The organism is Duganella sp. GW821-FHT01E12 (genome assembly GCF_059422325.1).
On record NZ_JBWKWR010000017.1, the window covers coordinates 37493 to 51105 of the forward strand.

Sequence of the window (13613 nt, forward strand, 5' to 3'; positions counted from 1 at the left end):
GCTATGAGATGGGTAAAACCACCATCATAGCAAAGCAAGGGGAATTTGCCTGAAGCGTATGCTAATTGGGCGGTTATTTCATCGCCGGCAACTGCCGGGTGGTACGGACCTGGGGCGCCGGCGCCGCTTGCGCCTCGCTTTCCTCGAGACTAATCACCGGCAACACCTGCAGGCCGGGAATGCTGATCTGGCCGTCGTCCACCACGCGCAGCGCGCCGGCCAGGTTGCGCGCGGCCACGGCCTTGGGCTTGGCCGCGTCGACCGCCGCCACCGCCGTCAGGCCGGCGCGCTTCATTTCTTCCAGATGCTTGTCGTGCATCATCAATTGATTCGCGATGGAAAACCAGGTTTCGCCGGCGATCGCGTGACGGGCGATGGCGAACAGTTCCTGTTCCTCCTTTTCCAGCCGCTTGAGCAGCGAGGAGCAAAAGGTTTCGATGCTGTCGCAGATCAGGTTGACCTGGTCGTCGCGCACGTCGGCCAGCGAACCGAGCCTGTCTTGCAGCATGCGGATCGACAGCAGCGCCGACTGGTTCAGGCGGTTGAGCTCGTCCAGCAGCTGGTCGGCGCGCTCGGTGGCCTCGCGCAGCGCGGGGATCAGGTACATCTCGGTTTTGCGCCAGTGGCAGGCCTGGTACAGGCTGTTGAGGTTTTCGCAGGCGTATTCCAGCTGCGACAGGGTGATGCTGTTTTGATGCATCAGCGTGGAGCGCACATACTTTTGGAACGATAACAAACTGAGGCGGACACTGGCGTGTTCCACCGACAGGGCTACCAGAGTATATGTGGCAGTTAACATTCTGACTCCCAAAGCTGAAGTTGCGAAACGCCCGGATGAGCGGCAAGAGCGGAAGTAAAAGTGTAAATAAAGCCGACAAACACGCTTTGACCTAGAACAAATCTGCGACCGAGCGTTATACACATCAATATATAACAACCCGGCCGCGAATGCTATCGCAAAGACAACTGAAGCCGCACCATACCCGCTTCAGGATGCGGTAAAACCACGCCGCCGAAATGGCGCACCAGATTTTGCACGCCGAGGTTCTCCGCCAGCGCGTCGCCGACGATCTCGCCGGTGCCCTGGCTGCGGAAATAGTCGACCAGTTTCTGGAACAGGATGTAGCCCAGGCCCTTCCCCTTCAGGTCGGAACGCACGATGATGGCAAATTCAGCGGACTGATTGTCGGCATCGGCCACGGCGCGCACCACGCCCAGCGTCTCCGGTTCGCCGTTGGCGCCGTTGCGGGTGGCGATGAAGGCCATGGCGCGGTCGTAGTCGATCTGCGTCAGCCGCGCCAACTGGGACGGCGGCAGCTCGCGCATCGCGGTGAAAAAGCGCAGCCGCACGTCGTCCGGGTCCAGCGCGGCGAAGAACACCTGGTGCTGCGGCGCGTCCTCCGGGCGGATCGGCCGCAGCAGGATGCGGCCGCCCTGCCAGTCCAGCTCCTGCTCCAGCTCCAGCGGATAGGGACGGATGGCCAGCACGCCACCGCTGCGGGCCGGCGCCAGCCGCACGCGCGCGGCCAGCGCCACCACCGCGCCGCCGATGGCCAGCAGCGGATTGAGATCGAGTTCGGCCAGCTGCGGCAGGTCGGCCACCATGTCGGCCACCTGCACCAGCGTGCGGCACAGCGCGTCGGCGTCGGCCTCGGTCTGGCCCTGCGCCAGCAGGCGCGCCACGCGGGTGCGCCCGACCATGTCGCGCGCCAGCACCATGTTCAGCGGCGGCAGGCCGGCGGCGCGGTCGGCCGCCACCTCCGCCGCGATGCCGCCCTGGCCGAAGAACACCACCGGCCCGAACACCGGATCGGCGCCGGTCTGGATGCGGGCGGCGGCCAAGGTGGGGCCGGTCAGCGCGGCCTGCTGCGGCGTGGCCAGCGCGATGCCGTAGGCCGACAGCAGCGCGCGTGCATCCTGGTCGGACAAGTCGCCGCGGCCGGACGCCAGCGACGCCGCCACCAGCGCCTGCGCCGCCGCGCGCTCCGGCGCCGAGGTGGCCGGCAGGCGCGCCGGCACCTCCATCAGCAGCTCCTGGTTGCGGCGGTACTGGGCGATCTGCAGGAAGCCGTGCACCGCCTTTTCCGGCGTGTCGTAGGTGGGCAGGCCGGCGTCGGCGAACAGCTGGCGCGCGGCCGCCACCGAGCGCCCGCCCAGCCAGCAGGACAGCACGTTCTTGGACGCGGAACGCATCAGCGGCGCCACCGCCGCCGCGATCCGGCCGCTGTCCACCATGGCCGTCGGCGCGTGCAGGAACAGCAGCGCGTCGGCCTGCGATTCGCGCAGCAGCGCCTCCACCGCGCTGGTGTAGCGCTCGACCGGCACGTCGGCCAGCAGGTTGACGGGATTGTCCAGCGGCGCGTCGGCGCGCTTGAGCAGGCGCAGCGTCTCGCCCGACAGGGGCGCCAGCTGCGCGCCGCTGCATTCGAGCGCGTCGGCGGCGATCAGGCCCAGGCCGACGCCGTTGGTCAGCACCGCCAGCCGCTCGCCGCGCTGCGGACGCTGGCGCGCCAGCGTTTCGACGGCGTCGAACAGGTCCTCGGTGGAATGCACGCGCAGCATGCCGGCGCGGCGGATCGCGGCGTCGAACACCAGGTCGGCGCCGGGCGCGGCGTCGCGCCCCACCTTCAGCACGATCACCGGCTTGCCGCGCGCCGCCAGCCGGCCCGCCGACATGAACTTGCGCGCGTTGCTGACGTCCTCGATGCACAGCAGGATGGCCTCGGTCTCGACGTCGCCGGCCAGGTAGTCCAGCAGGTCGCCGAAATCGACGTCGGCGCCCTCGCCCATCGTGACGAAGCGCGAGAAACCGATGCCGCGCAGGCTGGCCCAGTCCAGCACCGCCGTGCCCAGCGCGCCCGATTGCGACACGAAGGCCAGCTTGCCGGCGTCGGCGGCGATGTGCGTGAAGCTGGCGTTGAGCCCCGCCGCCGGCGACTGCAGGCCGACGCTGCCCGGCCCGAGGATGCGCATCAGGTAAGGCTTGGCCGCGTCGAGCATGGCCTGCTGCACGCTGCGGCTGCCGGCCCGCAGGCCGTCCAGGCCCGCCGTCATGACGATGGCGGCGCGGGTGCCGCGCGCGCCCAGTTCGGCGATCACGCCGGGGATGGTGGACGGCGGCGAGCACACGATGGCCAGGTCCGGCGCCGACGGCAGGGCCGACACCCGCGCGTAGCACGGCATGTCGTGCAGCGTCTGGTACTTGGGATTGAGCGGCCAGAGCGCGCCGCCCCCGTGCACGAAGCCGGCCTGCGCCAGGTTGGCCAGCACGCGGGTGCCGATGCGCTGCGGGTTGTCCGAGGCGCCGATCACGGCCACCGAACGCGGTTGGAACAATCGGTCGAGATTCCTGATGCTCATGGCTGCGATGCTCCTTTTATCTGCGCCTACCAGCGCGAAGCATGGTCCTCGGTCACGCCCATCATCTGCGTGACCATGCGTTTCGGCTGGTCCGGCGCGCTGCGCACCCAGCCGGTGAAGGTGCCGATCGGCTGCAGGTAGCGGCTGGCCGCCACCACCAGATTCTGGTCGTCGCGGCGCGCGCCTTCCGGCGTGAAGTACAGCTCCAGCAAGTCGTCCTCGGTGAAGATGTGCCACTGCGACAGCGGATCGCTGCTGTCGTAGATGAAGTGCGCCGGCGCCAGCGCGTGCACCTGGCCGTCCAGCCACAGCGCGTTCTCGTTGCCGCCGAAGTAGCCCGACTGCAGATTGAAGCCCAGCTCCAGGTTGTGCGCCGAGGCCCAGCGCCACGCGGTGTTGCGCGCCAGCAGACCGTTGGAGTAATCGAAGCTGGCGACGCCCCCGGCCAGGTCGTAGTCCTCGCGGAAGGTGCGCACCTCGCCGCTCAGCGGCAGGCCGGACGACTTCTGCGTCGCGTGCACCGAGCCATGCGCCACCGGACCTGCGGCCAGCAGCAGCGGCGAGGCGCCGGGGCCGAATTCGGCGTCGATCTCAAGGTAGTCGCAGCGCAGCGTCAGGCCGAAGCTGCCGTCGCCGCGGCTGTCGATGGCGATGCTGCTCTTGCGCGTCTTGAAGCGGCTGGACGCGCCGGCATGGTCGGCCAGCCGCGCCGACAGGCCGGGCAAGCCGTTCTGCCCGAAGTTGGCCAGCATGTCGCCGTCGTTGCGGTCGAAGGCGTAGGCGAAGGCGGTGCTGGTCCAGCCCAGGTCGACGATGGCGACCGCGCAGAATATCTGTTCGGTGCACAGCGCCACGTAGTGCCAGCGCTTGTGGTGGAAGCGGCGCCACAGGCGGCTGCGCGCGAACGGCGCGGCCAGTCCGCTCCAGTCGATGTGGCCGACCTGGCCGGCGTAGCGGCCGAACAGCGGCTGGCCGTCGGGGCCCAGCAGGCTGGCGGGGGCGGCGGGCAGGCTCATTGAACTCCCATCATGCGGCTTCCATTTCTTGTTTGATGTTGTGATCGAGCGCTTCGCGCAGCAGCGGCGCGAAGCGCTCCGGCGCGGCGTGGACGATGCGTAGTTCGGGGCATTCGTGCCAGTTAGCCAGGCGTTGCAAGGCGGCGGCGACGTCGCGCACGAAACGGTCGCTGATGCGCACGCCCGGCTCCAGCACCAGCGACTTCAGTTCAAACACGCCGCCGCGCCGGTGCGCCTTGGCGTCCACCCGGCCGACCAGCGCGCCGCGCCGCAGTATCGGCAGCGTGAAGTAGCCGTATTTGCGCTTCTCCGCCGGAGTGTAGCATTCGAGCCGGTAGTCGAAGCCGAACAGCTCCAGCGCGCGGCGGCGGTCCCACACCACCGGGTCGAACGGCGACAGGATGGTGGTCAGCGTCGGCGCCAGCGTGCCGGCGGCGGCGGCCTGCAGCAGCGGCGCGTGGTCGGGATGGACGTAGACCGGATCGTCCCAGTCGTCCACCCAGGCGCGCAGCAGCGCGCCCTGCTCCACCAGCTCCTCCGGGTCGAGGCGCGGCGGCTTGGTGCGGAAGTAGTCGCTGATCCAGCCGGCGCGCGCGCAGCCCATCGCCTTGACCGCCTTGAGCACCAGCGCGCGGCGGGTGTCGTCGATGTGCGGCATGTGGCGGTCGTCCCAGCCTGGCAGCACGCGCTCGGCCAGGTCGTAGATGCGCTGGAAGTTCTCGCGCGCGGCGATCATCAGCGCGCCGGATGTGAACAGCACCTCCAGCGAACGCTTCTCCGGCTTCCAGCTCCACCAGCCGCCGCTCTGGCCGTCGGTGCGCTCGAAGTCCGAGGAGCGCGTCGGGCCGTTGGCGCGGATGTGGTCCAGCACCGCGTCCACCTCGGCGCGGCGCTCGCGCATCCAGGTCTCGGAATACTTCCAGCCCATCGCCGCCGGATCGAGCATGCGGTGGCGATACAGGCCATAGTCCTCGATCGGCACGAAGCAGGCCTCGTGCGCCCAGTACTCGAACAGCTGGCCGGCCGCCAGCGCCTGTTCCAGCCACGCTTGCGGATAGTCGCCCAGGCGGCTCCACAGCACCAGGTAGGGACTGCGCGCCACCACGTGGATGGTGTCGATCTGCAGCACGCCCATCTGCCGGATCGCGTCCACCACGTCGGCCTGGCGCGCCTTGCGGCGGCGCGGCTGCAGCAATCCCTGCGCCGCCAGGTGCAGCGCCCGCGCCGCGGCCAGGCTGATTATCAATTCGGTCATGACCGCTATTCTAATAAAGAAATCAACATTGCCTGTGATCGGAAAGCGGTTTTTTTTGACGCGCAGGCCACAAACGTGACATTTCCGTGCAGAATATCCACACATGAGGTGCAGCTTCGATTTCGCCGTGACCCAAGACTTTCAATGAACCATTCCGCCACGCGCCCGATCGTGATTTTTTTCCGCCGTCTGTATCGCGCGGTACTGCTGCCCGTGTTTGCGCTGGCGCTGCTGGCGACCATGTGGGCGGCGGTGGCCTACCAGCTGGGCCAGGAGCGCCAGAGCGCGCGCTACGAAGCGGTGCTGCGCAATCAGTCGCAGGCGCGCACGCTGGCCGAACACACCAACCACCTGCTGCGCCAGGTCGACCACGCCACCCAGCTGTTCAAGCTCAAATTCGAGGAGACCGGCGGCACGCTGCGGCTGGCCGAATTCACCCGCAGGAACGGCCTGCTCGATTCGCTGCTGCCGTCCAAGCTGGACCTGCCGCTGGCGCTGGTCGGCGCCGACGGCCGACTGCTCGACAGCCGCAACGGCTACTTCCCGCCCGACGTGCACGAGCAGCCGCTGTTCCTGCACCACGCCGGCAACCCGGCCGACACGCCGCAGGTGTCGACCCCGGTGGTCGAGCCGCGCACCAAGAAATGGCAGATCCTGATCACCCGCCGGCTGAACGACGCCAAGGGCGAATTCGCCGGCGTCATCATGGTGATGATCGACCCGGCCGCCTTCGTCGAAGACTACGACCGCATGAACGTCGATCCCGGCGGCGCGGTGCTGCTGGTGAGCCGCGAGAACGGCATGTCCACCGCGCGCGTCGACGATCAGCTGATCATCAGCGATTCGATCGACTTCACCGCCGCGCAGGCCGGCGCGCAGCAGGACGAGCTGCTGCTGGCGCGCCCGTTCGACGCCGTCGAGCGCATCTACGGCTACGCCGAGATGCCGCGCTACCTGCTGCTGGCGGTGGTCGGCAACCCGGTGCAGTCGGCGATGGCGGGCTACGCGCACCGGCGCGACATGTACTACGGCGCCGCCGCCAGCGCCTCGATCGTGGTGCTGCTGTTCGTCGGCCTGCTGATGCAGCAGGCGCACCGGCTGCGGCGCAGCGCGCGCATGATCACCGAGGCGCAGACCATGCTGCGCGCGGCGGCCGACGCCAGCATGGACGCGGTCTACCTGTTCAAGGCCTGCCGCATGCGCGGGCCGGCCAAGGAGATCGTCGACTTCACCATCGCCGACCTGAACGAACGCGGCGCCGCGCTGCTGGGCTCCACCGCCGACGAACTGAAAGGCAAGCGCCTGATGGAGGTGGTGCCGGCGCTGCATTCCAAGGGCTACATCGACAAGTACAAGACGGTGCTGATCACCGGCCGGCCGATGGAGGAGGAGTTCGAAGCCGACCATCTGCCGGGCGGCGCCCATCTGTGGCTGCACCACCAGATCGTCGCCATCGACGAGGGCGTGGCCGTGACCACGCGCGACATCACGCCGCGCAAGGAAAGCGAACTGGCGATGCGCAAGAACCAGGCGGAGCTGGCCGCCGTCAACGACGCCTCGCCACTGGGGCTGATACGCGCCGACGCCGCCGGCCACTGCACCTACGTCAACCGCACCTTCGAATTCATCACCGGCCTGACGCGCGAGGAGGCGCTGGGCGATTCGTGGATGCGCGCCATCCATCCCAACGACCGCCCGGTGCTCAAGGCGGCGCTCAAGCACATGGCCGAAACCCGCGTCCCCTATCAGGACACGATGCGCTGCGTGCACCCGGACGGCATGATGATCTGGATCTCGTTCAAGATCGCCGCGATGGTGGTGGACGGCCATATCTACGGCTACGTCGGCACGGTGGACGACATCACCCACGTGCGCAAATCCGTGATGGCGCTGCGCGAAAGCGAGGCGCGCCTGCGCACCATCGCCGACACGCTGCCGGCCATGGTGGCCTACATCGATTCGGAGGAAGTCTACCGCTTCCACAACCTCGCCTACGAGCGCGAATTCAACCGCAGCGGCGTGTCGGTGCTGGGCCGCAGCATCGAGGACACCATCGGCGAGGAGCGCTACCGCTTCCTGTCGCCCTACATCAAGCGCGCGCTGGCCGGCGAAACGCTGACCTTCGAGGAGGACGATCCCGACGCCGCCATCGACCGCACCTTCGAGGTGGTCTACATACCGCAGATGGACGAAGACGGCGTGACGGTCAACGGCTTCCACGTCATGCGGCAGGACATCACGGCGCAGAAGCGCGAGAAACAGCGCCTGCTCAAACTCTCGCAGGTCGACGCGCTGACCGGCCTGACCAACCGCGCCGGCTTCGTGCAGCGGCTGCAGGACAGCATGCTCGCCAGCCGCGAACAGCACGGCCTGATGGCGGTGATGTACATGGACATCGACCGCTTCAAGCCGGTCAACGACACCTACGGCCACAGTGTCGGCGACGCGCTGTTGAAGGCGTTTTCGGCGCGGCTGACGCACGCCATGCGCGCCAGCGACACCATCGCCCGGCTGGGCGGCGACGAGTTCACCATCATCATGGAGCGCATCGCCCGCGTCGACGACGCCGCGGCGCTGGCGGCCAAGATCGTGGTGGCGATGCAGGCGCCGTTCGACCTCGATGGCAAGGTGGTGTCGATTTCGGCCAGCATCGGCCTGGCCTACTACCGCGACGAGGACATCACCCCGGCCGAACTGCTGCATCGCGCCGACGTGCTGCTGTACGAGGCCAAACAGGCCGGCCGCAACACCTATCGCGCCGGCCCGGCGCTGCCGCCGGCGGCCAGCAACGCCGCCTAGCCGGGCGCGTATCCACTTTTATCAACTCGTCCGGTCCCATCTTGCGCTATATTGTGCGCTTCCCGGCTGTTTTGATTACACATCTTCATGCGTCTGCTGCACACCTCCGACTGGCATCTCGGCCAATCCCTGCATAATTTCGAGCGCACCTACGAGCACCAGTGCTTCCTGGACTGGCTGCTCGACACCATCGCCGCCGAACAGGCCGACGCGCTGCTGATCGCCGGCGACATCTTCGACAACGCCAATCCCTCGTCGGCTTCGCAGAAGCAGTTGTACCGCTTCCTGCAGCAGGCGAAGGAACGCGCGCCGCATCTGAACCTGGTCATCATCGCCGGCAACCACGATTCGCCGGGACGGTTGGAGGCGCCCGGGCCGCTGCTGGAAGCGCACGGCACGCGGGTGGTCGGCACGGTGCAGCGCACAGCCGGCGGCGAGATCGACCTGGAACCGCTGGTGCTGCCGCTCACCGGCCGTGGCGGCGCGGTGGAGGCCTGGTGCCTGGCCGTGCCCTTCCTGCGGCCGGGCGACGTGCCGCGCGTGGAGGCGGAGGATGGCGCTGATCCCGCGCCCGATCCTTACCTGGCGGGCATCGCGCTGCTCTACCGGCAGGCGCTGGAACTGGCGCTGTCCAGGCGCCAGGACGGCCAGGCGATACTGGCGATGGGCCACTGCCACATGGTCGACGGCCAGATGTCCAACGATTCGGAGCGCCGCATCGTCATCGGCGGCACCGAGATGCTGCCGGCCGGGATCTTCGGGCCGGAGATCGCCTACGCGGCGCTGGGTCATCTGCACCTGGCGCAGAGCGTGGGCAAGCAGCAGCACATCCGCTACTGCGGCAGCCCGATCCCGCTGTCGTTCGCGGAAGTGGGCTACAGCCACCAGATCCTGCGCATCGACATCGACGGCGCCGCCGTGCGCGAGATCGCGCCGCTGATGGTGCCGCGCGCGGTCGAGCTGCTGCGCGTTCCGGCCAGACCGGCGCCGCTGGCGCAGGTGCTGGAGGAACTGGCGGCGCTGGAGCTGCCGCAGGCGGAACCGGAACGCCAACCCTTCCTCGAGGTGCGCGTGCTGCTGGACGCGCCGGAGCCGGGCCTGCGCGCCCGCGTCGAGGCGGCGCTGGACGGCAAGCCGGTGCGGCTGGCCAAGATCGAGACGTCGAGCGCGGCGCGCCACACCTCCATCGACGACGAGGTGATGACGCTGGACCGGCTGGAGCAGCTCAAGCCGGACGACATCTTCCGCCAGCTGTACCGGCAACGGTTCGACAACGACGCGCCGCCCGACCAACTGAGCGCCTTCGCGGAACTCATGCTGACATCGAGGCTGCCATGAGAATCCTGAAAATCGGCGGCAAGAACCTGGCCTCGCTGGCCGGCGAATTCGGCGTGGACTTCGAACAGGAGCCGCTGTCGTCGACCGGCCTGTTCGCCATCAGCGGCCCGACCGGCGCCGGCAAGAGCACCCTGCTCGACGCGCTCTGCCTGGCGCTGTACGACGCCACGCCGCGCCTGTTGAAGGTCGCGGGACGCAACTACCTGACCGACGTCGGCGCGGAAACCGTGTCCACGCAAGACCCGCGCACGCTGCTGCGGCGCGGCACGGCCGAAGGCCATGCGGAGGTGGATTTCGTCGGCAGCGACGGCGCCTCCTACCGCGCCCGCTGGAGCGTTCGACGTTCGCGCACCAAGGCCGAAGGCGCGCTGCAGCCAACCCAGATGACGCTGCACCTGCTGCCGGCGCTGCAGCCGATAGGCGGCACCAAGACCGAGGTCAAAGCGGAAATCGAGAAGCGCATCGGCCTGTCGTTCGAGCAGTTCACGCGCGCCGTGCTGCTGGCGCAGAACGAATTCTCCGCCTTCCTCAAATCCGAAGACAACGAACGCGGCGAGCTGCTGGAGACGCTGACCGGCAGCACCGTCTATTCCGAGATTTCGATGCGCGCCTTCGAGCGCGCCAAGCAGGAACAGGCTTCCCTGCAAAGCCTGATCGCCCGCCTGGCCGACCAGAAGCCGCTGAGCGCCGAACAACGCGGCGAACTGGAAGCGCAGCGCGCAAGCGCCGCTGCGGCTCTGCAAGCGCTGGAGCAGCAGAAGCTGGAGCTGGAACAGGAACTGCGCTGGCACAAGCAGGCCGCCAAGCTGGCCGAAGACGAGCTGCTGGCGCAGCAAGCCTGCCAGGCCGCCGCCGCCGAGGTGGAGGCGTCGGCGCCGCGGCGCACCGCACTGGCGCGGATCGCGGCGGTGCAGCCGGCGCGTCCGCTGGCCGACGAGATAACGCGCATCGGCGCCGATATCGTCGCCACGCAGGCCGCCATCGCCGCCAGCACACAGGATGCGGCGATGGCCGCGCAGGCGCTGGAACGCGCCACGGCGGCGCAGGCGCAGGCGGCAACGCAGGTGCAGGAATCGGAAGCCGCGCAGCGCAACGCCGCGCCGCAGCTGGACCAGGCCAAGGCGCTGGACGCCCGCATCGAAGCCATGCTGCCGACCTACCGGCAAACCGCCGCCGCCTGCGAAAAGGCCGACCAGGCGGACGCCGTCGCCAGGGCCGCGCTGCAGGAACGCCAGGATGAACGCAAGCGACTGGGCGCGCAGCACGAGGCGGCAGTCGCCTGGCTGGCGCAGCACAAGCAGTGGCAAACGATGGCGCAATCGTGGGAGCGCTGGGACGTGCTGTTCGTGCAGGCCGGCCAGGCCGCGTCGCAAGCCGAGAAGCTGGGCGGCGCGCTGGCCCGCGTGCAGCGCAGCGCCAAGGCGCATCGCGACGAGGAGGCCGACGCCAGCGGAAAGCTGGCCGCCGCCGGCGTCGCGATGCAAACGCTGGACGCGCAGCGGCAGGAAGCGGCGCGCACGCTGGCGACCTTCCCCGCCGAGCGGCTGCAGGCTGCGCGACACGACCTGGAACAGCGCCGCGATCAATTGGCCGCTGCGGAAAAACTGTGGATCGAGCTCGATGCGCGGCAAACCCGGCATGCGCATATCGAGGCGCAGTCGGCACAGCTGCGGCAGGCGGTGGCCGCCGCCGAGCTTCAACTGAAAGCGGCGCAGCAGGAAGGCGTCGGTATACTGGCGGCCTTCTCGCAGGCCGAGCGCTCGCTCAAGCTGGCGGAAGCCGCCTGCGCCAAGAACGTGGAATCGCTGCGCGCCGCGCTGGAGGACGACGCACCCTGCCCCGTGTGCGGATCGCACGAGCATCCGTACCGCCAGGACGACGGCGGCCTGCATGCGATGCTGGCCGAGTTCCAGTCGGAAGTGGCGCGCTGCCGGCAGCAGATGGAAGCCAACGTCAATCAGCAGGCGGCGCAACGCGCCACCGAGCAGGCCAGCCTTGAACAATTGAACGCGCTGGCCGCCGAGGGCCGCGCCGTGGCGCAGGCGCTGGAGCGCGTTGCCGCCGCGTGGCACGGTCACATGCGGGCTGCCGATCAAGGCGGCGCGGCGTCCCGGCTTGCGGCATCGCTGCCGCCGGAGCCGGAGCGCACCGGCTGGTTCGTCGCCCAGCTGGAGCAGGTCCGCGACGCGCTGCACGCCATCGAGCGGCAGGAGCGGGACATGCACGCTGCCCGCACCGCGCGCGACCAGGCGCAATCCGCCTACGATCTGGCGGCGGCCGAACACGCGCGCCTGCAAGGCATCGCTGCGCATGCGCAGACCGCGCTCGCGCAGTCGAACACCGAATACAAGGCGCTGGACGACCAGCGCATCGAAGTCGCGCTCACGCTCAGCGGCCTGCTCTCCGACCTGGACCCGGCCTTCAGCGGCGGCGACATTCCGAGCGAAGACTGGAAGGACGACTGGAAAGCCGGCCCGGCCCGATTCTACGAAGCCCGTCAGGCGGAGAGCCGGCAATGGCTTGCGCAGCGCGCGGCGCATGACGAACGCGCCGCAGCCATCGCCACCATCGAGGTGGAAGTGAAGGCGCTCGCCGAGGCGCAGGCCAAGGCCGGCCTGGACGCCGTCAACGCCCGCGTCGCCTACAGCAGCGCGGACGCGGCGCTCAAGGACATGCAGCAGCAGCGCATGGCGCTGTGGGGCGGCAAGGAGGTGCGCGATGTCGAAGCGTCGCTCAACGCCGCCATCGACGCGGCCAGGGAGCGGCTGGCGGGGCTGCAAACCACGGCGCAACAGGCGGCGCAAGCCCGCGCGCGGGCCGACGAGGCGCTGGCGCAGGCCGCGCAACGATTGGCGGCGCTACACGGCGCATCGACGGCGGCTTCGGCCAGGCTGTCCGACTGGGTCTCCGCATTCCAGCAGCGCCAGCCCGACGCCGGTCTGCGCGACCTGGAGCACCTGCACGAACTGCTGGCCCATTCCGGCGACGAAGTGGACGCGGAACGCGCGGCGCTGCAAGCCATCGACCGCGCCGCCGACAACGCCGCCGCCGTGCTGAAAGAACGCCAGCGCCAGCGCGCCGAGCACCAGCTGTCCGCGCCGCCGGAACACACGCCGCCGGCCGAAGAACATGGCGACAACAACGCGATCGCCACTGCGCCGTCGCCGATCGCCCGACTGGCTGCGGCGCTGAACGCGCTCGCCACAGAACGCGGCAGCGCGCAGGACCACGCCACAGCTCTGCAACTGGCGCTGGCGCAGGACGACGCCAAGCGCCAGCAATCGCAAGCCATGCTGGCGCAGATCGAACAGCAGGAGACCATCGAGCAGCGCTGGGCGCGCATGAACGACCTGATAGGCTCCGCCGACGGCAAGAAGTTCCGCAACTACGCCCAGCAGTTCACGCTGGACGTCCTGCTGGGCTATGCCAACGCCCACCTGAACCACCTGGCGCGCCGCTATCAGCTGGAACGCATCGGCAATCCGGCCAGTCCGTCGCTGGCGTTGCTGGTGCGGGACCTGGACATGGGCGGCGAGATGCGTTCGGTGCATTCGCTGTCCGGCGGCGAATCGTTCCTGGTGTCGCTGGCGCTGGCGCTGGGACTGGCCTCGCTGTCGTCCAACCGCGTGCGGGTCGAATCGCTGTTCATCGACGAAGGCTTCGGCAGCCTCGATGCCGAAACGCTGCGTGTGGCGATGGACGCGCTGGACGGCCTGCAGGCGATGGGCCGCAAGGTCGGCGTCATCTCGCACGTGCAGGAGATGACGGAGCGGATCGCCGTGAAAATACTGGTGCAACCTTCGGCCGGTGGTAAGAGCGCGGTCACAGTGCAGTAGAATGGTGTT

Annotated in this window: 7 protein-coding genes; 3 read left to right on the plus strand and 4 right to left on the minus strand. The window is 68.8% G+C overall.

Annotated features, from left to right (window positions below; translation table 11 throughout):
* Nucleotides 1-73: 73 nt before the first annotated feature.
* The 4 genes from AC07WS_RS29155 to AC07WS_RS29170 all read right to left on the minus strand — a co-directional run bounded on the left by AC07WS_RS29155 (nt 74) and on the right by AC07WS_RS29170 (nt 5631).
* Complete coding sequence (locus tag AC07WS_RS29155; protein ID WP_494732431.1) at nt 74-799, minus strand: hypothetical protein; 726 nt, start codon at nt 797-799, stop codon at nt 74-76.
* 152 nt (nt 800-951) lie between these two features.
* The gene (locus AC07WS_RS29160; protein WP_494732432.1) at nt 952-3360 is read right to left on the minus strand and encodes a bifunctional acetate--CoA ligase family protein/GNAT family N-acetyltransferase; all 2409 of its coding nucleotides are present in this window, start codon (nt 3358-3360) and stop codon (nt 952-954) included.
* A gap of 26 nt (nt 3361-3386) precedes the next feature.
* Nucleotides 3387-4376 carry a DUF2804 domain-containing protein gene (locus AC07WS_RS29165; protein ID WP_494732433.1) on the minus strand — a complete coding sequence of 330 codons (990 nt, stop codon included), beginning with the start codon at nt 4374-4376 and terminating at the stop codon, nt 3387-3389.
* A gap of 10 nt (nt 4377-4386) precedes the next feature.
* The gene (locus AC07WS_RS29170; RefSeq protein ID WP_494732434.1) at nt 4387-5631 is read right to left on the minus strand and encodes a winged helix-turn-helix domain-containing protein; all 1245 of its coding nucleotides are present in this window, start codon (nt 5629-5631) and stop codon (nt 4387-4389) included.
* 144 nt (nt 5632-5775) lie between these two features.
* Here AC07WS_RS29170 and AC07WS_RS29175 point away from each other — a divergent pair, with 144 nt between their 5' ends.
* The 3 genes from AC07WS_RS29175 (at nt 5776) to AC07WS_RS29185 (ending at nt 13604) form a co-directional block, all read left to right on the plus strand.
* The gene (locus AC07WS_RS29175; protein WP_494732435.1) at nt 5776-8430 is read left to right on the plus strand and encodes a sensor domain-containing diguanylate cyclase; all 2655 of its coding nucleotides are present in this window, start codon (nt 5776-5778) and stop codon (nt 8428-8430) included.
* Nucleotides 8431-8517: 87 nt separating this feature from the next.
* Nucleotides 8518-9768 (plus strand): exonuclease SbcCD subunit D C-terminal domain-containing protein, encoded by a 1251-nt coding sequence (locus AC07WS_RS29180; RefSeq protein WP_494732436.1) that lies wholly within the window; start codon nt 8518-8520, stop codon nt 9766-9768.
* Nucleotides 9765-13604 (plus strand): AAA family ATPase, encoded by a 3840-nt coding sequence (locus AC07WS_RS29185; protein ID WP_494732437.1) that lies wholly within the window; start codon nt 9765-9767, stop codon nt 13602-13604. Before AC07WS_RS29180 ends, AC07WS_RS29185 begins: the two co-directional genes overlap by 4 nt.
* Nucleotides 13605-13613 lie beyond the last annotated feature (9 nt).